Annotated in this window: 15 protein-coding genes and 2 pseudogenes; 11 read left to right on the top strand and 6 right to left on the bottom strand. The window is 70.4% G+C overall.

Features of this window, described 5'->3' with window-relative positions:
- The first annotated feature begins 578 nt into the window (after nt 1-578).
- Together AB0959_RS44345 and AB0959_RS44340 are read left to right on the top strand one after the other, a co-directional pair.
- The gene (locus AB0959_RS44345) at nt 579-1,007 is read left to right on the top strand and encodes a tyrosine-type recombinase/integrase (RefSeq protein ID WP_366832559.1); all 429 of its coding nucleotides are present in this window, start codon (nt 579-581) and stop codon (nt 1,005-1,007) included.
- A 488-nt stretch (nt 1,008-1,495) separates the two neighbouring features.
- Complete coding sequence (locus tag AB0959_RS44340; RefSeq protein WP_366832558.1) at nt 1,496-2,164, top strand: nucleotide-binding protein; 669 nt, start codon at nt 1,496-1,498, stop codon at nt 2,162-2,164.
- Nucleotides 2,165-2,933: 769 nt separating this feature from the next.
- Here the strand turns inward: AB0959_RS44340 and AB0959_RS44335 are convergent.
- A pseudogene (locus tag AB0959_RS44335) lies at nt 2,934-3,837 on the bottom strand (transposase family protein).
- 921 nt (nt 3,838-4,758) lie between these two features.
- The gene (locus AB0959_RS44330) at nt 4,759-6,252 is read right to left on the bottom strand and encodes a recombinase family protein (RefSeq protein ID WP_366832557.1); all 1,494 of its coding nucleotides are present in this window, start codon (nt 6,250-6,252) and stop codon (nt 4,759-4,761) included.
- A gap of 36 nt (nt 6,253-6,288) precedes the next feature.
- On the opposite strand from AB0959_RS44330, the pseudogene AB0959_RS44325 reads away from it, so the two are divergent.
- From AB0959_RS44325 to AB0959_RS44315, 3 genes and pseudogenes are all read left to right on the top strand, one after another.
- A pseudogene (locus AB0959_RS44325) lies at nt 6,289-6,492 on the top strand (LysE family translocator); the annotation flags it as partial.
- A gap of 118 nt (nt 6,493-6,610) precedes the next feature.
- Entirely contained in the window at nt 6,611-7,762 is a 1,152-nt protein-coding gene (locus tag AB0959_RS44320; RefSeq protein WP_366832556.1) for an aminopeptidase P family protein, read from the top strand.
- Nucleotides 7,763-7,852: 90 nt separating this feature from the next.
- On the top strand, nt 7,853-8,785 hold the full coding sequence (locus AB0959_RS44315) for an aminoglycoside phosphotransferase family protein (RefSeq protein WP_366832555.1): 933 nt from the start codon (nt 7,853-7,855) through the stop codon (nt 8,783-8,785).
- An 83-nt stretch (nt 8,786-8,868) separates the two neighbouring features.
- On the opposite strand, the gene treZ is transcribed toward AB0959_RS44315, so the two are convergent.
- Nucleotides 8,869-10,623: a malto-oligosyltrehalose trehalohydrolase gene (gene treZ, locus AB0959_RS44310; RefSeq protein WP_366832554.1), complete on the bottom strand. Its 1,755-nt coding sequence runs from the start codon at nt 10,621-10,623 to the stop codon at nt 8,869-8,871.
- 178 nt (nt 10,624-10,801) lie between these two features.
- On the opposite strand from treZ, the gene AB0959_RS44305 reads away from it, so the two are divergent.
- The 3 genes from AB0959_RS44305 (at nt 10,802) to AB0959_RS44295 (ending at nt 13,426) form a co-directional block, all read left to right on the top strand.
- Nucleotides 10,802-11,353: a DUF1707 and FHA domain-containing protein gene (locus AB0959_RS44305; protein ID WP_366832553.1), complete on the top strand. Its 552-nt coding sequence runs from the start codon at nt 10,802-10,804 to the stop codon at nt 11,351-11,353.
- Between the two features lie 208 nt (nt 11,354-11,561).
- Entirely contained in the window at nt 11,562-12,914 is a 1,353-nt protein-coding gene (locus AB0959_RS44300) for a M14 family zinc carboxypeptidase (RefSeq protein WP_366832580.1), read from the top strand.
- Nucleotides 12,911-13,426 (top strand): SSI family serine proteinase inhibitor, encoded by a 516-nt coding sequence (locus AB0959_RS44295; RefSeq protein WP_366832552.1) that lies wholly within the window; start codon nt 12,911-12,913, stop codon nt 13,424-13,426. The genes AB0959_RS44300 and AB0959_RS44295 overlap by 4 nt, the downstream gene beginning before the upstream one ends.
- Nucleotides 13,427-13,495: 69 nt before the next feature.
- Here the strand turns inward: AB0959_RS44295 and AB0959_RS44290 are convergent, their stop codons facing one another.
- From AB0959_RS44290 to glgX, 3 genes are all read right to left on the bottom strand, one after another.
- A complete protein-coding gene (locus AB0959_RS44290; RefSeq protein ID WP_366832579.1) occupies nt 13,496-14,746 on the bottom strand; it encodes a M14 family zinc carboxypeptidase in 1,251 nt (416 codons plus the stop codon).
- A gap of 153 nt (nt 14,747-14,899) precedes the next feature.
- Nucleotides 14,900-17,242, bottom strand: a complete 2,343-nt coding sequence (treY, locus tag AB0959_RS44285) for a malto-oligosyltrehalose synthase (protein ID WP_366832551.1) — start codon at nt 17,240-17,242, stop codon at nt 14,900-14,902.
- Between the two features lie 357 nt (nt 17,243-17,599).
- Complete coding sequence (gene glgX / locus AB0959_RS44280) at nt 17,600-19,720, bottom strand: glycogen debranching protein GlgX (RefSeq protein WP_366832550.1); 2,121 nt, start codon at nt 19,718-19,720, stop codon at nt 17,600-17,602.
- Between the two features lie 179 nt (nt 19,721-19,899).
- Here glgX and AB0959_RS44275 point away from each other — a divergent pair, with 179 nt between their 5' ends.
- From AB0959_RS44275 to AB0959_RS44265, 3 genes are all read left to right on the top strand, one after another.
- Nucleotides 19,900-20,715: a Tat pathway signal sequence domain protein gene (locus tag AB0959_RS44275; protein WP_366832549.1), complete on the top strand. Its 816-nt coding sequence runs from the start codon at nt 19,900-19,902 to the stop codon at nt 20,713-20,715.
- Nucleotides 20,716-20,796: 81 nt separating this feature from the next.
- Complete coding sequence (locus AB0959_RS44270; protein ID WP_366832548.1) at nt 20,797-22,107, top strand: copper amine oxidase; 1,311 nt, start codon at nt 20,797-20,799, stop codon at nt 22,105-22,107.
- Between the two features lie 110 nt (nt 22,108-22,217).
- Nucleotides 22,218-23,456: an SAV2148 family HEPN domain-containing protein gene (locus AB0959_RS44265; protein WP_366832547.1), complete on the top strand. Its 1,239-nt coding sequence runs from the start codon at nt 22,218-22,220 to the stop codon at nt 23,454-23,456.
- Nucleotides 23,457-23,459: the final 3 nt, after the last annotated feature.

The following is a 23,459-nucleotide window of genomic DNA, read 5'->3' as shown; positions in this document are numbered from 1 at the left end:
CATCACCGTCGTGCGGGCCTTCTGCCAGGACATTGCGCACTGGGCGACCGCCGACCCGGCCCGCTGGGGCCCCTGGGTCGCGCCTTGCCCGATGCGGCTCGAAGAGGCATCCCACACGAAGTGCAAGCAACACCGCAAAGCGTGCATGGACCAGCGCACCCGAGAACGGATGCCCGTCCTCCCCGTTCTGGTGGTCATCGCCGACAAGGGCCGGCGCGAGACCGCCGAGCGCCTGGCCGCAGCTCAACAATCTGCCCCTGGCCAGGAGTTCACTGGCCTGGGCGAACGGCTCCGGCGACCAGTGCTCAGCCACCGTCGCGGCGGCACCTGCATCTGGGCCGGGGACCCCGATACCGGCGAACGACGCGACCTCACTCTCGAAGAGCATCACGGATTCTGGGCCTGGGCCACCGTCGAAGTCCTCTGGCACACCGGCATCCGGATCGAGGAGCTGACCGAACTCAGCCACCACAGCTTCATCCAGTACGCACTTCCGTCCACTGGCGGACTGGTTCCGCTGCTGCACGACGTCCCGTCGAAGACGGACACGGAACGTCTGTTGGTCATCTCCCCGGAACTTGCTGGCGTGCTCAGCGCCAAGTACGCGACGACCACGGAGCACTTCCACTGGTCACCGCCTACGGCGTCCAGGAACGGGTCTGGACCCGCCGCGGCCACTGCTGTTCCAGCGCCGGCTCCGGCTGGAAGACCGACCGATCACCGAAGCCTCGATTCGGACCTTCCTCAAACGAGCGGCCGCCGCGACCGGAATCACCGACGCCAGCGGGCAACCCCTGCAGTTCGCCCCGCACGACCTGCGGAGGATCTTCGGCACCGACTCCGTGATGAACGGAATGCCGCCCCACATCGCCCAACTCATCTGCGGGAACAAGGACATCAACACGACCATGGCTACAAGGCGGTCTATCCCGAGGAGGTCATCAACGGTCACCGGGCCTTCATTACCCGCCGTCGAGCCCTCCGTCCCGCCGAAGAGTACAGAGTGACGACCGACGAGGAGTGGGAGGAGTTCCTCGGCCACTTCGAGCGGCGGAAGGCCGCCCTGGGAACCTGCGGAAGAGCCTTCAGCACCCCTGCATCCATGAGCACTCCTGCCTGCGATGTTCCCTCCTGAGACCGGACCCCGAACAACGGCACCGCCTCGTGTAGATCCGCGACAAACCCCCTCACCCGCATCGACGAAGCCCACCGCGAGGGATCGCTTGGAGAAGTGGAGGGTCTCAAGGTCAGCCTCGCAGGGGCCCAGCAGAAGCTCGTACTGGTCGACGAACGCATCTGTCGGCCCAGCACCGTCAACCTCGGCATTCCAGTCCTGCCCAGCACCACGACGGACCCCAGCAGAGCAACGATTTCATAGTTGAGTGAGAGTAGTAATCGACACAAGCCGCACCTGAATGCATGATGACCGGTAGCGTTGGGCTCGACGCATCATGCTGGCTTTAGCGGTCGTCTGTTCGGTTCAAGGGGGAGCTTGATGATTCGTCCTGCCCTGTTCATCGGGTCATCGTCTGAGGGGCTCCGGATCGCGGAGGCTGCTCAGGTCGTTCTCGACAAAGTGTGCGAGGTGGAACTCTGGACCCAGGGGATCTTCGGTCTCACTCAGGGAACGCTTGAATCGCTCGTTACGGCTCTGCCGCGCTTCGATTTTGCCCTGCTCGTGCTTACTGCCGATGACCTGACGGTATCTCGGAATACGGAGAAGCCCACAGCCAGGGATAATGTGCTCTTTGAACTCGGGCTGTTCATTGGGGCATTGGGGCGCGATCGCACCTTCATGCTTTACGATCGCACGACTCCTCCCACCCTGCCTTCCGATCTGGCTGGGATTACCGCTGCGACCTTCGCGCCCCAAGCAAGTGGGAATCTGGAGGCTGCACTGGGCGCACCATGCACGAAGATCCGCGGAGCAGTGGAGCGACTAGGGGCCAGGGCCGACAGGCAATTTAAAGATCTGGAGAAGGCCACAAGCAGTGTTGAGGGCGTCGGAGTAACCATGCAATCTCTCCTCCATCTTCTAGCCAGGTCCCGCAAAGTGGAGCTCGATATCATTGCGACGCAGTTCGGACCAATGATCGACTCCCAGAAACTTCAACAGATGAAGCAAGATCTAGCTGATCTAGAGCGGACTCTGGAACAGGATTAGATCCAGAAACTGGACAAGCAAGCGCACATCGCCTAGTTCAGAAAAGACTCCCAGAGCGTCAAGGCGTCCGAGACCGTCAGCGGAGATGACACGACGACTCACCCGGCGCAAGACCCGTCCAGCCGAACGCCGTGACGTCGCCCACGGCTATGTCATGCCAGAGGCTGCCTGATCTTCCATGATCACTGTGGCAGACCTGGCTCGACCGCCCGGCGGAAGACGTCTCCGCAGGCGGGTGACGGCGTCGGCGAGCGTTCGGCGAAGACGATCAGCGCACAGTGCAGTTCCCTGCTCATCCGCAATAGCCGGTGATTTTACTGCCCGCTCTTGTAGGTACACAAGCGGAAGACGTTGACGGCCTGTGCATCACGGTCGCGAATGTGTCCGGGAGCCCGGCGAGCAGTTCGTTGTCACGCTTGCCGGTTGCCGCGTCGGTCACGACCTTGAGGGACAGAGCGTCGATTTCCGCGGCGGACAAAGAAGCATCGAGCGCGACGGCGTGGGCGCGGCCAGAGCCGCGAAGAGCTCGATCATTCGCTCGCCTGCCGCCGTGTCGATGCCTCGCGGCCGCCATCGATCCTCTCTGCGGCGAGTGGAGGGCTCTGTGGCCGAGGACAGACTCGACGACCACCAGGCCCTCCAACTTCCCACTACGGGCAGGGAACGTACAGAACGGGGCTGTTCGCCGCGCCGTTGCCCGCGGAGCCGCCCCAACGAGTTGGTGCGTGACAGCGGGTGAGGCGTGATGAGCCCGGCTCGGGGCCTGTTTTCAGGTGGTGGTGCGGTCGGAGACGAGGCCAGCGATGGCGCGGTAGGTGTCGGGCAGGCGGTCGCGGCGGTGGGTCCAGCGCGTCAGTTGCTTCCAGCGCTTGTGGTCGGCGAGGGCGTGTTCGACGGTGATGCGGTTGGAGGGGTGGCCATGTCGGTCGCGTTCCCCCTGCTGGACTCGGCCGGGCAGTGCTCCCGGACGCGGTTTTCTTGGCGGTGTGACCGCTTGCCCGCGATGGTCGCGGCTCAGGCCGAGGTAGCCGTCGTCCAGGAGGACCTCGGCGTCAGGGAAGTGCTGGAAGCAGACGGCGATGCCCTCCTTGCGGACGGCCGTGGCATCGTGCCAGGCCGCAGGGTGTCGGTCCATAACGTGCGGCCCCGCCAGTCAGCGATGACGGTGGCCCTCATGGTGTTCTGTTTCTTTTTGCCGGAAACGAATGCGCGCCGTCCGGCGCGGCCGGCCGGTGTCGGCGGACCTGGTTCTCGGTAGCATCCAGCCGCAACTCGATGCCTTCGGCCTGAGCGTAGGCGAACACGTCGGCCAGAGTCCGTAGTCGCAGGCCGGGGCGGTCGGGGACCGCGCACCCCCGCTCGGCCAGGAGCGTATGTATCTCTGCGATCGCACGGGTGATGGTGGAGCGGTCGACGCCGAACAGCAGCCCCAGTACCGAGTGCGGCAGGTCGTGCCGCAGATGGATCAGCGTGGCCACCAGCCCGTCGACGACGACCAGTTGGTGGCGGGCGCCGGCTCCCGCGGCCCGCTTCCGGATCCCGCCTCGTGCAGCATGACGACGACCCTCGACCCCGGCCTGCCACGGCACCGCCAACTCCTCGACCAGGCACGCGAGATGACGCCGAGAGATCCCCGTGAACAGTCGATGCGCCAGCACCGCCCGATTGACCATGATCGCCACAGACGGATCATGCCACCGGCCCATCACGCTTCACCCGCTATCACGCACCAACTCGTAAGGCAGCCATCAAGGACGTCGGGGCGGTGCTGGGGGTTCTGTGTATCGACGAGCTCGAGATGTTACCGCCGCCGCCAGGGCCGACGGAGCTGAGCCGATGCCTGTCCACTGCCGTCGTGGTGGGACTCATGCCAGCGACGACGTTCTCGGCGAAGACGGCGCCGTAATCGGTAACGGCTAATCCGCTTGACGCATACAATTCCTGCGCTCCGGACCAGCAGCAAAGCGAGAAGTGCAGCCAAGACTGCCTGAGACGCGCAGGCCGCCCGTAGGTCAGCCCAATAGAAGCCGTAGCTGATCGCCGCCAAGGAAGTCGGTCCCACGCTCATTACCAGGAAGAACCGGCTTGCCGCACCGGGAACGGGCCCTCCTTTGGCAGCCCAGCTATTCAGGCCTTCGACGAACCAGAAGGCAACCAGCGCCGCCACTTCGAGCCCTGAAATCAGGACCGCCAAGCCAAGGTCCACGACCCACTTCAACATGTTCACCATGCTCAAGCGACGGACAGCCGCACGCCTGAGTACAGCTACTCAAGTGGGGTGGCATTGATCGGGACTTCACAATGGGGCCGCCACAGGTCAGGACAGGTGTTGGCGTCCGGCCGCAGCCAGGGCGAGAGGTCTGCAGCCAGCACAATCGTCCTCCGCCCTCGGCAACGGCATGCCAGCCGGCGCGCCACGTAACCGTGAGACGTCGATCCGTCGGCCCGGCCCCGGGCGCCCTCGCGGTTCGAAAAACCGTCGCACGGCGACGCGTTACGACGTGGGCCGTGTGCTCGCCATCGGTGAGGCATACACACGCCCCGCACACCACAAGCAGGGCACGAAACCCCATCGAACCGCATAATCGAAAAGCTCAATCCGGGGCGATCCGTAGCGCGTCCAACTCTGGGTACAAGACCGTGACTGCCCCCCAATACGTCGTGGCCCGCTCCCCGAGCGGCGCCCTGGCGCGCTTCACGGCGGGCCGGGAGACATCCACGTGCACCCCCGATTCCCGGAGCCACGATCCCCGCTGCTCCGGTGTCCAGCGCGCCCACACGTCCGCGAAGCGGTCCTTCGTTGGTACGACTTGCCAGCCGGACTCAACGACCGGGCGGGTCCCCAGTTCCGCAATCTCCGCCTCCGTCTCCGCGTACTGGCGACGGAACCTCTGACGGCCCTCCGGCGTGGAGTAGAGGCCAGCCTTCCGATCCTGTTCCAGTTCCTTCAGAAAGGCCCGAAGTCGCTCCAGGTCTGCCTGGGGGTCCGTTCCGCCCACCCACTTCCGTTCGGCGTACAGGGCACCGCCCAGCGCCTCCAGGACCGTCTCGTGGACCAACGTCTCCACGTCCGTCGCACGAGCCGTGACGACGGGGTGACGGGCCTTGAGGCCACCATCGCACTTGAACGCGGGTGTCTCGCCGGAGGAACCGGACGTCCGGTGCATATTGGCCCCGCACGACCGGCACCGCAGGACACCGTAGAGCGGATGCCGGTGCTTGGTGGCGGCCCGTCCGGTGTGGGAGGGGAGGGAAGCCAGGGCGAGCTCCCGCTCCTCCGCGGACACGACGGGTTCCCAGAGCTCCACAGGGCGGCCGTTCTCCCGGACCAGTCGGCCGGTAAGGGGGTCGACCTGGTGGCCCACAACGTTCGGGTGGCCCAGAACATCCCGTACGGAAGCCGACGACCAGGCGGCGGGCTTGGGGTTGGCTTTGACGCTTGTGTGCACCCTCGGAGAAGGGACGCCGCGCTCCTGGAGGTCCCGCGCGATCACGGTAATGCCTTCCCCGTCGATGACCCTGCCGACGATTTCTCGGATCACCTTCGCGGCTACCGGATCACGGACCAGAGTTTTACCCTCCCCGTCCGGGTGCGGGGCCGTCATGAGCCCGTACGGAGCTCGCCCACCCGGCCAGCGGCCCGTCTTGTGGAGCTGGCGCCGGGTGGCTCCCACGCGGGCCCGGATCAGTTCACGTTCCCACTCTGCGAAGGTGGCCACGAGGTTGGCTTGCATTCGGCCGTCCGGCGTCGTCAGGTCGAAAGCGTCGTGGACGGAGACCAGCATCACCCCGGCGTCCTGCGCGGCGCGCATCGTGTCCGCGAAGCCCAGGAGAGAGCGGGCGAGCCGGTCCAGCCTCCAGAAAACCAGCGCGTCCCCGGGCCGCCACTCCGCTATGAGGTCCCTGAACCCGACCCGCTTGTGCGGGTCCACGGCGCCGGACACGCCGTTGTCCGTGAACTCCAGGACCGGTACGCCAGGCCACCGCTTCGCGGCGTGCTCCCGGCCCTCCGCCAACTGGCGACCGATGGACGTTGAGTTGTCCGTGGTGCGGGACACTCGCGCGTAAACGAGGACTCTGTCAGCCATGAAGGAAAAGCTAAGTTCTTTGTCGACGGAACGCGGTCATTCCTGCCGCAGTTCACTCGATGGTGTCCCGTGCCTGCCCACGACGATCGGACCCGCTGTGCCCTGGGCGGGCTACTACCGCCTGTACGTGTGGGCCGCATGAGGGCCGTACTGTCCCGCAGCGGTGTGCGCCGGCGTCTGGAGCAGGTCTCCGGGGGCGTCCTGCTGCTCCTCGGCGCGCGGCTGGCCATGGAGAGCTGACGCCAAGAGCTGACGCGGAGAGCCGACGCCACGCCGCAATTGGCTCGCGCACGCTGCGGCGGAGGGGCAGGATGCTGCCCGTGGAACCTGGGGAAACTCCGGACGCACGGAGGAATCGATGACCGGCACGCCCGCGCCCTTCACCGCCGACGACTACACGGCCCGCATGCGGCGCGCGGCCCGGGCCGCGGGGGAGGCCGGACTCGACGGCGTCCTGATCGCGCCCGGCCCCGATCTGGTGTGGCTGACCGGATACAGACCGCCGGAGACGGAGCGGCTGACCCTGCTGGTGCTGCGGCCCGGTGAGGACCCCGCGCTGGTCGTCCCGGCCCTGGAGGCGCCGGACGCGGCGAAGGCGGCGCCCATGCTGACCCTGCGCGACTGGACCGACGGCAACGACCCCTACGAGACGGCCGCCGACCTCCTCGGCCGAGCCGCCCGCACCGCCGGCACCGCCCGCACCGCCCGCACCGCCCGTTTCGGCGTCAGTGACAACGCCTGGGCCATGCACCTGCTCGGTCTGCAGAACCGGCTGCCGGACACGGCCTACGTGTCCCTCAGCGAGTCCCTGCCGATGCTGCGGGCCGTCAAGGACGCGGCGGAGCTCGAGCGGCTGGCCGCCGCGGGCGCGGCCGCGGACGCGGCGTACGAGGAGATCCGGAAGGTTCCCTTCGCCGGACGGCGGGAGACCGAGGTCGCCGCCGACCTCGCGGACCTGCTGCGGCAGTCCGGGCACTCGCAGGTCGACTTCACGATCGTCGCCTCGGGCCCGAACGGCGCCAACCCCCACCACGAGGCGGACGACCGCGTCATCGAGCGCGGCGACATGGTGGTCCTCGACTTCGGCGGCCTGAAGCACGGCTACGGCTCCGACACCTCCCGCACCGTCCACGTCGGCGAACCCGACACCGAGGAGCGCAGGGTGCACGACACCGTGCGCGCGGCCCAGGAGGAGGGCTTCCGGGCGGTCCGGCCGGGCGCCGCCTGCCAGGACGTCGACCGGGCGGCCCGAGCCGTGATCACCGAGGCCGGCTACGGCGAGTACTTCATCCACCGCACCGGCCACGGCATCGGCGTCACGACGCACGAGCCGCCCTACATGGTCGAGGGGGAGGAGCGGCCCCTGGTGCCCGGCATGTGCTTCTCGGTGGAGCCCGGGATCTACCTCCCGGGCCGGTTCGGGGTGCGCATCGAGGACATCGTGACGGTGACCGAGGACGGCGGACGCCGCCTCAACACCACGGCGCGCGAGATGGCCATAGTCGAATGACGTGTACGGCGTGCCGGTCTCCCGCCGGCCACGCCGTACCGAACGAGCAGCCAGGAGCCCCTGCCCCCACGGATGACGACGGCGCGACCCATGACCCAGGCACCGACTCCCACCGCGGACACCGTCCGCCGACTGGTCCGTTCCCTGCTGCCGGGCGGCGGCGGACCCGACGTGCGCCCCGTCGCCGAGGGCGGCGAGGGAGGAGAGCACTCCACCTGGTGGGTGGGCAACCGCCATGTGCTGCGGCTCGCCCCCGACCGCGACTCCGCCGTACGGCAGCGGCGGGAGCTGCGGCTGCGCGACCTGGTCCGCCCCCACCTCGGGGTCGCCGTCCCGGTGAGTATCGCCCACGGTGAGTGGGCGGCCGGCCTGACCTACACGCTCGACACACGGCTGACGGGCGGCACCGCCGAGGACCACGACATCTCCGCCGTCGGTGAGGACGACCTGGCCGGGCTCCTGACGGGACTGCGCGAGGTGCCCGCCCGGCAGGCCGAGGGGCTCGGAGCGCCGCGCACCCCGCCACGCTCCCTGGAGTCGCTGCGCAAGGCCGCCGTACGCGCCGCCCAGCACCTCGCACAGGCCGACGAGTTCGACCCCACGCGGCTCGCCCAGCTCACCCCGCCCGCCGCCGCGCAGCTCACCGCGCCCGCCCCCGTCCTCGTCCACCACACTCTTCGGGGCGACCACCTCGTGGTGACCGCCGACGGACGGGTACGCGGCGTCCTCGACTGGAGCGGCGCCGTGGTCGGCGACCCCGCCGAGGACATCGCCGGCCTCGCCCACGCCGTGGGCTCCCCGGCCGCGGTGCGCGCCGCCACGCTCGCCGGGTACGGCGCCCGCCCCTGTCTGCGCGGCCTGTGGCTGGCCCGCTGCGACACTCTGATCCGCCTCTCCGAAGGCGTGCGGGGCGCCGACGCGGGCCGCCTCCCGCCGCTGCGGGAGCAGGTGCGCAGGGCGTGGGAGGCGATCCTGCTGGAGCGGGTCACGGAGCTGCGGGACGGGGTGGACGAGACGCTGTAGCCGCTCCCGACACCGCTCCCGACACCGCTCCCAACACCGCTCCCGACAACCCACGTCCCCCAGGCACCCGGCCCCGCGTGGCCTCACTCCTGCGTCAGCACCACACACGACTCACCCGGCAAGCTCAGGACCCCGTCCGCGTCCGGCGTCCGCACCGGCTCCCACGCGGCCAGCACGCGCGCCTGGCGCACGCCGAGCGGGATCCCGGCCGGTTCCTTGCCGAGGTTGACCGCCACGCGGACGTCACCACGGCGGAACGCGAACCAGCGGGCGTCCTCGTCGCAGGCGACCTTGGTGTCGGCGAGATCGGGGTCCGTGAGGTCGGGCTGGGCGTGGCGCAGCGCGATGAGTTCCCGGTACCAGGCGAGCACACGCGCGTGGGGCTCGCTCTCCGGCTCGGACCAGTCGAGGCAGGAGCGGTCGCGGGTGGCGGGGTCCTGCGGGTCCGGGATGTCCTCCTCGGCCCAGCCGTGCGCCGCGAACTCACGACGCCTGCCGGCCCGTACCGCCTCGGCGAGCTCCGGGTCCGTGTGGTCGGTGAAGAACTGCCAGGGCGTGCCCGCCGCCCACTCCTCGCCCATGAACAGCATCGGCGTGAAGGGCCCCGTGAGCACCAGGGCGGCGGCGCAGGCCAGCAGCCCGGGAGACCCCGGCAACATCGCGGCGGCCAGGCGGTCGCCCTGGGCGCGGTTGCCGATCTGGTCGTGGGTCTGGGTGTAGCCGACCAGCCGGTGCCCCGCGACGCGCGCACGGTCCAGCGGACGGCCGTGCCGGCGGTCCCGGAACGTCGAGTACGTGCCGTCGTGGAAGAAGCCGCCCACGAGGGTCTTCGTCAGGGCCGCGAAGGGGGCGCGGGCGAAGTCCTCGTAGTAGCCCTGGGCCTCACCCGTGAGCGTCGTGTGCAGCGCGTGGTGGAAGTCGTCGTTCCACTGGGCGTGCACCCCGAGGCCGCCCTGCGTGCGAGGGGTGATGATCCGCGGGTCGTTCAGGTCGGACTCGGCGATCAGGAAGAGCGGCCGCTCCAGCTCGGCGGCGAGCGCGTCCACCGCCGTCGACAGCTCCTCAAGGAAGTGGCACGCGCGCGTGTCCTTCAGCGCGTGCACCGCGTCCAGGCGCAGCCCGTCCAGGCGGTAGTCCCGCAGCCACGCCAGCGCGCTGCCGAGCAGATACGCCCGTACCTCGTCCGAGCCCGGAGCGTCCAGGTTCACGGCGGCGCCCCAGGGCGTGTGGTGCGTCTCGGTGAAGTAGGGGCCGAAGGCGGGCAGGTAGTTGCCGGAGGGGCCCAAGTGGTTGTGCACGACGTCGAGGACGACGCCCAGGCCCAGTTCGTGCGCCCGGTCGACGAAGCGCTTGAGTGCCTCGGGCCCGCCGTACGGCTCGTGCACGGCCCACAGCGAGACCCCCTCGTACCCCCAGCCGTGCACTCCGGGGAACGGGCACAGCGGCATCAACTGCACGTGGGTGACGCCCAGTTCGGCCAGGTGCCCGAGCCGCTCGGCCGCCGCGTCCAGGGTGCCCTCGCGGGTGTACGTGCCCACGTGCAGCTCGTACAGCACGGCGCCCGGCAGGGCGCGCCCCGCCCACGGCACCCGCCACGCGTACCGTTCGTGGTCGACGACCGCGCTCCGCCCGTCGGGGCCGTCCGGCTGGCGGCGCGAGCGGGGATCGGGCAGCACGGGGCCGTCGTCGAGCGCGAATCCGTACCGTGTCCCGTCCGCCGCCCGCGCCTCGCCCGACCACCATCCCTCGCGCTCCGGATCGCGCTCCAACGCGCGCGTGGAGTCCTCGCAATGAAGCGTCACCCGGTCGGCCTGCGGTGCCCACACCTCGAACTGCACGGACGGCTCCCCTTCAGCGGCTGATCGTTGATCGTGAGGTAGCCCGTCCATGGTGCTCCAGACACGATCGTTTCGCTTTTGAATCGGCCCATTTGCCCTGCGGGACAACCCTGTTGCCCGCGGCGGCCGTTTCCCCGTTTTCTGGACACCCCGGCCGTGCTGCCCGACAATCACCAGCGTGACGTCGTCTTTCGAGTTCAACACGTACCCCGCGCGCCTGTCCGACGCGGAGCGCGACAGGGTGCTCAAGGTGCTGCGTGACGGCGTCGCCCTCGGACGTCTCTCCCACGACACGTTCGTGCGGCGCATGGAGCTGGCGCTCGTCGCCCGCCGCTCCGACGAACTCGCCGCGCTCACCGCCGACCTGCCCACCGAGAGCCGCTGGTCCCGGCTGGTGTTCGGCACCGTCGAGGCGGTCTCCGGTTTCACCGTGCGGCTGCGCCGGGCCTGGCAGGCGGAGCGGCTGCCCAAGCTGCTGCTGCCCCACTCCGAGGGCGGCCACCCTCTGCGCATAGGCCGCGACCCCGCCAACGGGCTGCGCCTGAGCCACGAGACCGTCTCCCGCGTGCACGCCGAACTCCGGCGTCAGGGCGGGCTGTGGGTGCTGCGCGACCTCGGCTCGACGAACGGCACGACGGTGAACGGACGCCGTGTCATCGGCGCGGCCGTCGTCCGTGACGGCGATCAGGTGAGCTTCGGACAGATGGCGTTCCGGCTCGCCTCGGAGTGATCCCTGAGGGATCCCTGAGTGATCGCCGAGGGCCCGCGCCGGACCGGTCGCGGACTCTCGATCAAAGCTCTGGCCTGGAGTTTACTCAGCGAGTTGCTGACATTCCCTTACCTTCCACGGTGTTGACGTACCTCCGGAAACCGTGACTGACTGTGCGTACACCATGCACAACAGGTGAAACGACGGCACCACACAGTGGAGGTGTGCCCTGCCGCCACTCCTCCGCTACCCGACCGTCGACGAACTGGCCGCCCGAGCCGCGGGCCTCGTCGCCCGCCACCCCCGGGACGCCAGACTGCGCCGCGTGGGAACCTCACGGGCGGGCACGCCAATGTGGCTGCTCTCCGTCGGCCACGGCAGCCGGCACGCCCTCGTCGTCGCCGGCCCCCACGCCAACGAACCCGTGGGCGGCGGCACGGTCCTGCGCCTGGCCGAGCGGGCCCTGGCCGATCCCCGACTGTGCGAGGGCGCCGACGCCACCTGGAACCTGCTGCTGTGCCTGGACCCGGACGGCGCCCGCCGCAACGAGGGCTGGCTGGCGGGCCCGTACACGCTGCGGAACTACTTCCGGAAGTTCTTCCGACCGGGTTTCCTGGAGCAGCCCGAGTGGCTCCCCGAGGGCGCTGACGGAGCCGTCCTGCCGGAGACCCGTGCCCTGCTCGACGTCCAGGACGAGCTCAGACCCTTCTTCCAGTGCTCCCTGCACGGCGTGGACGTCGGCGGCGCCTTCGTCGAGCTGACCCGCGACCTGCCCGGTCTCGCCCGGCGCGTCGCGCAGACCGCCGCACGCCTCGGCATCCCCCGCGAACTCGGCCCGTACGACACCCTGTACTGGCCGACGCTCGGTCCCGCCGTCTACCGCATCCCACCACCGCGCAGGGGCGACCTGGCCGCCGCCATAACGGAGGCGGCGGTCGAGTCGACCTGGTTCCACCCGCATCCGTACGGCACGGTCACCGCGGTCGTCGAGGCCCCCATGTGGGGCGTGACGGCCGTGGAGGACGACGCGCCGCCCGCGGACGCCGACGCGGTGCTGCGCGCCGTCAGCCGCACCCTGCGCCGCGACACGGCCCTCCTGGAAGCCGTCCTCGCGCGCGTACGCCCCTCGGTGAGCACCGGCCCCGACGCCGCCCGCCTCCTCGCCCCGGTGGACGACTATTTACTGGTCGGCCCCGGCATCGCCGACTCCTGGGACCCCGACACCTGCGGCGCCGCCCCGCGCCCGCTGCCGCCGCTCGACACGGCCCGCCTGACGGCCCTCGCCATCTCGGCCCGCCGGGTGGCCCTGCGGACGGCGGGACTGCTGCACCAGCTCGTGACGCGCGCCGGTCAGGACCCGGCCGATGCCCTGCCCGACCTCGACCGGCTCATCGACGAGTGGTGCGCCGACTACCGGGACGGCTACGGGGCACGGTGGATCCCGGTCGCACGCCAGGTGGAGTACCAGTCGCGCGTGGTCGTCGCCGCGTTCGAACTGGCCGGGCGGCACGCAGGCGTGGGTTCCCGTTCGGGTGAGCCGGGCTGGGGTTCGCAGCCCGCCGTGCCGATGCACAGGGAATGACGCACCACCACATCCCGCACGCGGTTCGCACCGCCCTGCCGGCCGCCCTCGCCCTCCTCGCGCTGGGCGCGGCCCCGGCCCAGCCCGCGCCCCGGGAGCACGTCCCCGGCAACTGGCTCTACGTCACGGTCACCAAGGGCGAGACAGCCCGGTCCTCGGAGACCCGAGACACGCTGCTGCTCTGCGGCCCGCCCCAGGGCCACCGGCACGCCGTCCGGGCCTGCCAGGAGCTGCGGGAGGCCGACGGCGACATCGCCCGCATCCCGCGCAAGGATGTCTACTGCCCGATGATGTACGCCCCGGTCACCGCGTCGGCGCACGGTCAGTGGGACGGCCGGACCGTCACGTACACGAAGACGTTCCCCAACGCCTGTGTGCTGGAGGCGACCACGGGCGCCGTCTTCGCGCTCTCGGAGCCCGGCCGGGGGACCCGCCCGCTGAAGGAGGTGCCCGCCACGCACGCACGGCCCGCCCTCGGGCGCCCGCACCCGCACGCGTACGACGCGGTGTGAACACGCGCGACCGCCGGCGGTGCACTCCTTCACACACCCGGTCCCGCGCGTGCCGGCGGCGTAGGTCCCTCACACACCCCGGCCCCGCGCGTGCAGGGCGGCCGCCACCACCGTGCGGGACTGGTGCTCGACCTGGTCCTCCAGCGGCACCCAACGGGCCTTGAAGCGCTCCGCGAAGGCCTCGCTCCAGAGGGCGACGATCCCCTCAAGGCGCGGCGCGGCACGGTCGTCGGCCTCCATCAGGACCCGCAGCAGCATCGCCGCCGCTCGCAGCGGCAGCCGGCGCCCGAACGCGTCCACGCTGCCCACGTACGCCACCGAGGTGTCCGGCGGCGACCCCCGCGTCCAGTCCGCCGCCAGCCCCGGCACCAGGTCCAGCGCCCACTTCGCGGCCCGCAGCAGCGGCCCGTCCGGGCCCGGCAGCCGGGGGAGCGCCTCGGCGAGGACCCGCTCCACCTGACGCGCGTCCAGCAGCAGCCGCCCGGCCAGGTCCCGCAGGGCCGCGGCCGGGGCCGGGTGCGGGCTGGGGTCGTCCACCAGGTCGCTCGCCCACATCGGCACCTCGACGACCGCGGTCAGCCCGCCGTAGCGGTGGGCGTGGTACCAGGTGCTGTGCCGGGCGTCGTCCGGCAGGCTCGGGTACGCCGAGTCCGCACCCGGGTCGGGCATCACGTGGATGCCCGGCCCCGAGGCGGGCCAGCCGGCCGCGTCGGAGGCGCTCGTCTCCACCGGGATGTTCAGCTCGGCCGCGGACTTGGCGAACGGCTCGGCGAGCCCCGGGATGTCCCTCGTGAGCTGCACCCAGCTGCCACCGAGATCGGTCCCGTGCAGGGTCACCTGGAGGTAGGGCCGCAGTTCGTCGATGAGCGCGGTGAGCGCGCGCGTCTCGGGCGGCAGCCGGTCGGGTGGCAGCAGCGACGGCGACCACTCGGGCTGCTCGGGCCCGGCGGGACGGAAGAAGCCGAGGTGGTAGTCGAAGAGGGTGCGCGGCGCCGGGGTGACGTGCAGACTCGCCCCGTCCGGGTCGGCGCACAGCAGCAGGTGCCAGGAGGTGTCGGCCCGTAACTCCGGCTCGTGCAGCACCCGCTCGGCCAGGGACAGCAGGGTCGGGCCGCCGGTCGGCTCGTTGGCGTGGGCGCCGGCGACGACCAGCACCGCGCGCGGCCCGTGGCCCACGGACAGCAGGTGTAAAGGTCGTCCCCCGCGCGAGAGGCCGACCTGTCTCACCGCGCACAGAGCGGGACGGCGGGCCGCCAGCTCCCGGGCGGACGATTCGAGTTCCCCCACGGTCGGGTAGCGCAGCTCCAGCAGCAGACTCACCCCCGTCCAGACTGCCTGATGTGGCATTCCGCAGTACTCCACGGACCTGAACAGGTGTCAAGGAGGTCAGCGGGGGCGGCTCCCGGGGGCGCCCGGGAGCACGGCCCGCTCGCGGGGAGTAGTAGTACCGGGGCGCGGGGCGTCGCCCCTGGCCTACCCGCGATCCTCCTCGTGAACACGTTCGAGCAGCGCCACGGGCAACCGTTCGAAGAGCTCCGCCACACGCGTGTGCCCCGTGAACTCCCGCCCCTCGGAGAGGACGTCGGCCCACCGCCCCGGAGGCAGCGCCAGCCGGGTGTCACGCCAGCCACCCGCGTCGGCCAGCCGCAACGACAGCCGGGTGACGGCGGTGACGACCTCTCCGGAGCGCGCGAACGCGACACAGTGCGCCGCCCCCGGCCCCTCGACGGTCAGCGGCTCGTACGCCGCCGTCTCCCCGAAGACGTCAGGGCGGCGCCCGCGCAGCCGCAGGGCCGCCGTCGTCAGGCCGGACTTCTCCGAGGGCCGCTCCCGCGGCGCGAACGGCTCCCGGTTGTCCGGGTCCACCAGTGCCCGGTACTCGCCCTCCGTGCCCTGGTAGACGTCCGGCACGCCCGGCATCGTCAGGTGGACCAGGGAGGCGCCCAGGACGTTCGCCCGCACGTGGGGCTCCAGGTCGCTCCTGAGGGCGTGCACGCGGGTGTCGGCGCCCGGGCCTCCCGCCACGAAGTCGGCCACCGCCGACTCGTAGGCGGGATCCTGCTCGGTCCAGGAGGTGTGCAGCCCGGCCTCCCGCACGTGCTTGAGCAGCGCCCCCTGGAGACGCTCCCCGGAGGCGGGTCCCAGCCCGAACGCGGTCTGCCAGGCGGCCCACGCCAGCTGCGGGTCGGGCATGCCGTGCCCCTCACGGGTCACCTCGGCCAGCGTGTCGGACCACCGCCCAGGGCACTCGGTGAGCACGGCGAGGGCGGCACGCACGTCGGCGCTGCGCTTGGTGTCGTGCGTCGACAGGACGGTGCCCGTGGTGGGCCAGTCGCGCTGCACGCGCGCGCAGTAGGCGTGGAAGACCTCCGGGGCGACGGCCGGGCTCCCCGGATTCCCGCCCACCTCGTTCGCCGACAGCAACGGCACGTAGCGGTAGAACGCCGTGTCCTCCACGGACTTGGCCCGCAGCGCGGACCCGGTCTGCGCGAACCGGGTCCGGAACTCCACGCCTTGCGACCCCTCACCGGCCCGCCCCAGCACCAGGTTCCGCACGGTGTCGACGGCCCGCGATTCCTCCGGCACCGTGAAGACCGCGCGTGCCTCGGCCGCCGCCTCCTCGGTGACGACCAGGGAGGCGTCCTGGGAGGCGTACGGCCGGTACACCTCCAGGCGCACCAGCAGCTCCACGAGCGCCGTGCGCAGCGCCCAGGGGGCGTGGTCGCGCAGGGCGGGGTCGGGCGAACGGTCGCACAGCCGGTGCGCGGCGCGCGTGAGACGCTCGACCTCCGTGGCCAGCTCGTGCGTGAGTACCTTGTACGCCGCGCGCCGCACCGTCGACTCCCAGTGGCCGCCCCGGTCGGCCTGCGGGGCCGCGAACCGCCGGTACTGGCCGAGGAGTTCACCGGCCCCCGCCGGGTCCGTGAACAGCCCGTCCACGTGCCGGAGCGCGTCGTACCCGGTGGTGCCCGCGACCGGCCAGGCGGCCGGCAGCGGCTCGCCCTCCGCGAGGATCTTCTCCACGACCGTCCAGCGCCCGCCGGTCGCCTCGTGCAGCCGCCGCAGATACCCGTCCGGATCGGCGAGCCCGTCGGGGTGGTCGACCCGCAGGCCCTCGACGACCCCCTCGTCGAGCAGCTGGAGGATCTTCGCGTGCGTCACGTCGAACACCTCCGGGTCCTCGACCCGCACCCCGATCAGCTCCGAAATACTGAAGAAACGCCGGTAGTTGAGCTCGGTACGAGCCAGCCGCCACCACACCGGCCGGTACCACTGCGCGTCCAGGAGCCGCGGCAGAGGCAGCTTCTCGGTCCCCTCACGCAGCGGGAACACATGGTCGTAGTAGCGCAGCTCCTTGCCGTCGACGACGAACCGGTCGATCTCCTGGCCCAGCGGACCGCCCAGCACCGGCAGCAGCACCTGCCCGCCCTGCGCCTCCCAGTCGATGTCGAACCACCGCGCGTACGGCGACTCGGGACCCTCCCGGAGCACCTCCCACAGCGGCCGGTTGTGCCGGGGCGCCATCGCCATGTGGTTCGGCACGATGTCCACGACCAGCCCGAGCCCGTGGGCCCGCGCGGCGCGCGCCAGCGAGCGCAGCCCCTCCTCGCCGCCCAGTTCGCCCCGCACGCGGGCGGGGTCCACCACGTCGTACCCGTGCGCCGAGCCGGGCACGGCCTCCAGCACCGGCGACAGATGCAGATGCGACACACCGAGCGAGGCCAGGTACGGCACGGCCGCCTCCGCCGCCGCGAAGGGAAACCCTGGTTGCAGCTGGAGGCGGTAGGTCGACAGGGGCGCGGTAGCTGACGTCATGGAAGCTACGTACCGTTCCTTTGGGTTGAGTAAAAGTGAGACTACTCAGCCGCACGCCCCGAACGGTCTTGGGCGCACTGGTCCCCGGCGTACTCGACCCCGGGGCGGTGACACGCATCCTGTGCATGGTCCGATCCCGGGAGGCCAGTTCCCTGCGCGACCTGGCCATGTGGATAAGGCCAGTGGCGACGGGGAGGCCCCGAACCATCTCGCTGGTGGAGCGGGGGCCCCGCACGCTGGCGCCGTACCCGGCGTCCCAGATCGCACGATCACCGTAGCCCGAACGGCCCACAACACCGCAAGCCCGGCAGCCGACCATCACCCGATCGAGCTAAGTTGAAGGGCGTACCCACCGGCCTACGCAGGCCGCCGCAGCACCGTCAGGCTGCGGTCCACCAGGGTCAGACTGTCTCCCGCCCGCACCTTGTCCCCCGACTCGGGGGAGACGCCGTCGGGACGGGACGTGTCGACGACGACCTGCCACTGGCGGCCGTGGTTGACCGGGATCACGAAGTCCAGCGCCTTGGGGGAGGCGTTGAACATCAGCAGGAACGAGTCGTCGCTGATGCGCTCGCCACGCGCGTCGGGCTCGGAGATCGCGTTGCCGTTGAGGAAGACGGTCAGCGCCGACGCCTGGGCCGAGTCCCAGTCGGCCTGCGTCATCTCCTCGCCCGCCGGGGTGAACCACGCGATGTCCGAGAGGTCGTCGTGGGTGCCCTCCACCGGGCGCCCGTGGAAGAAGCGGCGCCGCCGGAACACCGGGTGGTCCCTGCGCAGCCACACCATCGCGCGGGTGAAGGCGAGCAGCTCACCGGGGACGCCGCTCTCCTCCTCCGGCCACGGCACCCAGGACAGCTCGTTGTCCTGGCAGTACGCGTTGTTGTTGCCGCTCTGCGTGCGCGCGAACTCGTCGCCGTGGCTGAGCATCGGCACACCCTGCGACAGCATCAGCGTGGCGATGAAGTTGCGCATCTGGCGGGCGCGCAGCTCCAGCACCGCCGGGTCGTCCGTCTCGCCCTCCGCTCCGCAGTTCCAGGAGCGGTTGTGGCTCTCCCCGTCGCGGTTGTCCTCGCCGTTGGCGTGGTTGCGCTTGTCGTTGTAGGCGACCAGGTCGTGCAGCGTGAAACCGTCGTGGCAGGTCACGAAGTTGATCGAGGCCAGCGGGCGGCGGCCGTCGTCCTGGTACAGGTCCGAGGAGCCCGTGAGACGGCCCGCGAACTCCGCCAGCGTGCGCGGCTCGCCCCGCCACAGGTCCCGCACCGTGTCCCGGTACTTGCCGTTCCACTCCGTCCACAGCGGCGGGAAGTTGCCCACCTGGTAGCCGCCCTCGCCGACGTCCCACGGCTCGGCGATCAGCTTCACCTGCGAGACCACCGGGTCCTGCTGCACGAGGTCGAAGAACGACGACAGCCGGTCCACCTCGTGGAACTGCCGGGCCAGCGTCGCCGCCAGGTCGAAGCGGAAGCCGTCCACGTGCATCTCGGTCACCCAGTACCGCAGCGAGTCCATGATCAGCTGAAGTACGTGGGGCGAGCGCATGAGCAGGGAGTTCCCCGTGCCCGTGGTGTCCATGTAGTACTGCGGATCGTCCGTGAGCCGGTAGTACGACGGGTTGTCCAGGCCCTTGAAGGACAGCGTCGGGCCCAGGTGGTTTCCCTCGGCGGTGTGGTTGTAGACGACGTCGAGGATGACCTCGATCCCGGCCTCGTGCAGCGCCCGCACCGCCGACTTGAACTCCAGCACCTGCTGCCCGCGGTCGCCCCAGGACGCGTACGCGTTGTGCGGGGCGAAGAAACCGATCGTGTTGTAGCCCCAGTAGTTGTTCAGGCCCATGTCCACCAGCCGGTGGTCGTTCACGAACTGGTGCACCGGCATCAGCTCCAGCGCCGTGACCCCCAGCTCGGTCAGGTGCTCGATGACCGCCGGGTGCGCCAGCGCCGCGTACGTGCCGCGCAGCTCCTCCGGCAGCCCCGGGTGCCGCATGGTCAGGCCCTTCACATGGGCCTCGTAGATCACCGTGTGGTGGTACTCGGTGCGCGGCCTCCGGTCGTCGCCCCAGTCGAAGTACGGGTTGACCACGACCGACGCCATCGTGTGGGGCGCCGAGTCGAGGTCGTTGCGCCGGTCGGGTTCGTCGAAGTGGTAGCCGTACACCTCCTCGCCCCACGTGACCGCGCCGCTGATCGCGCGCGCGTACGGGTCGAGGAGCAGCTTCGCCGAGTTGCAGCGCAAGCCCCGCTCCGGGGCGTACGGCCCGTGCACACGGAAGCCGTACCGCTGCCCGGGCATGATCCCGGGCAGGTACGCGTGCCGTACGAACGCGTCCGTCTCCCGCAGCTCGACCGCCGTCTCCGAGCCGTCGTCGTGCACAAGGCACAGCTCGACTCGGTCGGCGGCCTCCGAGAAGACCGCGAAGTTGGTGCCGGCGCCGTCGTACGTGGCACCGAGCGGATACGCCTGTCCAGGCCAGACCTGCATGGATACGACTCTTCCAGTTGCGCCGCGCCCTGGGGGGCGACTCCCAGACGAGTCTCCCCCAAACTGATGGAACCACCCATGACTTACGTCCCTCTTACCGAGCGACCAGCGCATACGCGGTATGCCGAACCAGCGGTACCCAGGAGTTTTCTGGTGAGACAAGGGGAGTGGGGGGAATTGTGCGGAAGATAGTGCGCCGCCATCTGGGCAAGGTGGTGGCGGGCGCGGGCATCGCGGTGGCCGGGACCGCCGTGATGGTCGGGATCACCCTGCCGGGGTCGGTCTCGGCCGACGAGTCCGGCGGCACCGGGCAGCAGAACGCCCAGCAGGCGGCGGGACAGGGACAGGCCGAGGGCCAGGGGGCCGTGCGGCCCGGCACGGTCGAGGAGGCTCCGGCCGAGGGCGACAAGGGCACCGGTCTCGACCCGCTCACCGACGACGAGATGAAGCGCGTCGAGCAGATCGCGCTGAACCGGACGCTGCTCAACAGCAGCGAGAACGCCGAGGGCAAGCGTGGCCCGGAGCGCCTCAACGTCGAGCTCGCCGAGCCGAGCGAGGACGAACTGGACGACGCGAGCGCGCCCCGCCGTGCGGACGTCAGGTTCTACGACTACAAGAACGACACGGTCGTCACCAAGACCGTCAACCTCGACACCGGCAAGGTCGAGACGACCGACACCCAGCGCGGGGTGCAGCCGCCGTTCAGCCCCGCCGAGTCGGCGGAGGCCGCGAAGCTGCTGATCGCCGACCCGGTCGGAGCCGGTCTGAAGGCCGACTACAAGGACGCCACCGGCAAGGAACTCACCTCGCCCGACCAGCTGGTCGTCGCCGGCATGGTCTTCCGCGCGGACGCGGGCACCAAGCCCGAGACCCTCGCCAAGTGCGGCGAGCAGCGGTGCGTGCGGCTGTTCACCAAGGTCAAGAACGGGCCCTGGATCGACACCCGCAACCTGATCATCGACCTGAGCACCCGCAAGGTCGCCAAGCTCGGCTGACCCGGGCCCGCCCACCCCCTCTTCTCGCTTTCCTTCACTTCCCTGCTCTGTGCAGGCTCATCGCAAGGGGATCACTTCTTCATGCGCGTCAACAGAATCAACCGTGCCCGCACCGGGGCGGCGGTCGGCCTGACCGCGACGGCCCTGGCCGCCGGACTCACCACGGCCGCGGGCCCGGCCACCGCCCAGCCCAAGGCCGCGCCGGCCGTGACCTGGGACTGCAGCGCGTCCTACCGGATCGAGAAGAAGCTCGCCTCCGGCACCACCTGGCGGATGTGCTGGCGCCACGACGCCGAGGCCGGGATCATCCTGGAGGACATCTCCTACCAGCCGCCCGGCGAGACCAAGCCGATCAAGGTCCTCACCAACGCCAGGCTCGGCCAGATCCACGTCCCGTACGACGACGGCAAGGCCGAGTACGACGACCTGACGGGCTTCAACTTCGGCCAGGGCCAGGTGAACCTGAAGGCGTCCGAGTGCCCCGGCGGCACCATCAAGACCGTGAAGGTCCCGGGCGCCATGTGGTCGGACTCCGAGAACGTCAAGGGTCTGTGCACCACGACCCGTTCGCGCGGTCACGCCTACCGCCTGCAGGCCGACAACAACAAGGTCTACCAGGCGGAGGGCACGGACCTGCTCGTCTACGGCGTGAACAAGGTCGGCTGGTACGAGTACATGACCGAGTGGCGCTTCACGGACGACGGCACGATCCACATGAACGTCGGCGCGACCGGCAGCCTCGCGCCCGGCGACTACGACGCGGGTGACGGCCGCGGCTGGCCGATCGGCAACGGCAGCGCGGCGAAGGCCACCAGCCACAGTCACAACGTCTTCTGGCGGCTCAACTTCGGCCTGGACGGCTCCTCCAAGAACCGGGTCGAGCAGTACGACTCCGTGGTCAGCGCGCCCTCGGGCCCCAACGAGGGACCCACCAACAAGACCACCCGCACCAAGGTCACCAAGGAACTCGCCGGTGACGCCAAGAACATGCGCTGGTGGCGCGTGGTCAGCGCGACCGGAAAGAACAAGGACGGCCACGCCCGCTCCTACGAGATCGTCCCCGGCGCCACCCAGAAGTACCCGGGCCGCAGCTTCACCAAGAACGACATCTACTTCACCGAGTACAAGAAGTGCGAGCAGTTCGCCAGCAACAACCTCGGCAACTGCGCCGCCGGAGCCGGCAAGTCCGTCGACAAGTGGGTGAACGGAGAGACCCTCACGCACCCGATCACCTGGGTCAACGTGGGCTTCCACCACATCGCGCGCGACGAGGACCAGGAGCCCATGCCGGTCCACTGGCAGGGCTTCTCGATCGTTCCGCGTGACGTCACGGCCCAGAACCCGCTCACTCCGGCCGACCTCGCGGGCGTGAACGGCATCCCGCGGGGTTAGCAGTTCAGAAAACGACCTGTCCATCAGGCTGCACCGCCCGACGCTCCCGGAGTACCCTTCCTTGATCGTTGAGTAGGGGAGAGCTCGGGGGAGCGGAAGGCGGTGCACGGGTGGGCTCGGGAGGGCTGGAGCTGCCTCCTGGTGACGAGGGTCACGAGGGGGGCTCCACAGATGTCCCACCCGGCGCGGTGTCCCTGGCACGGCCGATGGAGATGGGTTCCATCGGACCGGAACTGGACTGGAACGCCGACGCCTGGCGTGAGGTGCGCACGCGCGCCCAGCGGGCCGGTCGCGCCTACATCTGGCTGAACCTCGTCGAACAGCGGCTGCGCGCGGTCGTGGCCGCTGTTCTGCGTCCCATCTACGAACCCGTCCACGGCGACGAGTGGGTGGTCGCCGCCGCCGGCCCCGCCGGTCAGGAGTGGGTGCAGCGCGCGGTCGCCGTACGCGAGGTCAGCCGCCGCAAGGGCTACCTGCTGGACCCCGCCGACGACAACGTCCTCAGCTTCCTCACCCTGCCCCAGCTGCGCGAGCTGATGGTCCAGCACTGGCCGTGCTTCGAGCCGTACGTCGACGAGCGACGCGACGTGGAACTGGCCCTGGACGAGCTGGAGGTCACCCGCAACGTCGTCTCCCGCAACCGCGCGCTGTCCGAGGCGGTGCTGGCCCAGGCCGAACGCGCCTCCGCCCGGCTGCTGGAGACCCTCGGCGCGGGCAGCGACGTACCGTCCGCGCGCAGGCTGCCCGTCGACGCCGTGGAGTCCCTCGTCGGCGACCGGTACGCGGACGTCGTGGCCGTGCACTCCGACCGCGTGCGGCTGCTGCGGCAGTTCCCGGCGGAGGACCTGTTCGGCGGTGCCCGCCGGCTGGACGCCATAGGAATAGGGCTCAATCTGCTGGTGCAGAACTTCTCCGGGCGACGGCTCGTACGGCTCGCCGAGTCCGGGTGCCGGGTGCGGCTGCTGTTCCTGAACCCGGCGTCCAGCGCGGTCAAGCGGCACGAGCGTGAACTCGGCATCAAGCGGGGCGAGTTGAGCCGCGCGGTCGAGATGAACATCCTGCACATGCGCCGCGTGCGCTCCAAGCTGCGCGACCCGGGCGCCTTCGAGATCCAGGTCTTCGACGAGACACCGCGCTTCACCGCGTACCTCGTGGACGGCGACGGCTCGGACGGCATAGCGGTCGTCCAGACGTATCTGCGCCGCACCCGCGGCATGGAGGCGCCGGTGCTCGTCCTGCGCGGGGGCCAGCGGCTCCTCAAGCCGGACGAGGCGGGCGAGGGCGGGCTTTTCGAGACGTACCGCGAGGAGTTCGAACTGGCCTGGGCGGACTCGCGGCCGGTGTCGTGACGC

The organism is Streptomyces sp. NPDC046862 (assembly GCF_040704615.1).
Classification (GTDB): Bacteria; Actinomycetota; Actinomycetes; order Streptomycetales; family Streptomycetaceae; genus Streptomyces.
This window is presented reverse-complemented; position numbering and strand designations above follow the sequence as displayed.

What these genes read in the sequence shown, in the direction of transcription:
- AB0959_RS44340 (WP_366832558.1), top strand. Translation starts at nt 1,496, where the DNA reads ATGATTCGTCCTGCCCTGTTCATCGGGTCATCGTCTGAGGGGCTCCGG.
- AB0959_RS44330 (WP_366832557.1), bottom strand. Translation starts at nt 6,252, where the DNA reads ATGGCTGACAGAGTCCTCGTTTACGCGCGAGTGTCCCGCACCACGGAC.
- AB0959_RS44320 (WP_366832556.1), top strand. Translation starts at nt 6,611, where the DNA reads ATGACCGGCACGCCCGCGCCCTTCACCGCCGACGACTACACGGCCCGC.
- AB0959_RS44315 (WP_366832555.1), top strand. Translation starts at nt 7,853, where the DNA reads ATGACCCAGGCACCGACTCCCACCGCGGACACCGTCCGCCGACTGGTC.
- AB0959_RS44295 (WP_366832552.1), top strand. Translation starts at nt 12,911, where the DNA reads ATGACGCACCACCACATCCCGCACGCGGTTCGCACCGCCCTGCCGGCC.
- treY (WP_366832551.1), bottom strand. Translation starts at nt 17,242, where the DNA reads ATGACGTCAGCTACCGCGCCCCTGTCGACCTACCGCCTCCAGCTGCAA.
- glgX (WP_366832550.1), bottom strand. Translation starts at nt 19,720, where the DNA reads ATGCAGGTCTGGCCTGGACAGGCGTATCCGCTCGGTGCCACGTACGAC.
- AB0959_RS44270 (WP_366832548.1), top strand. Translation starts at nt 20,797, where the DNA reads ATGCGCGTCAACAGAATCAACCGTGCCCGCACCGGGGCGGCGGTCGGC.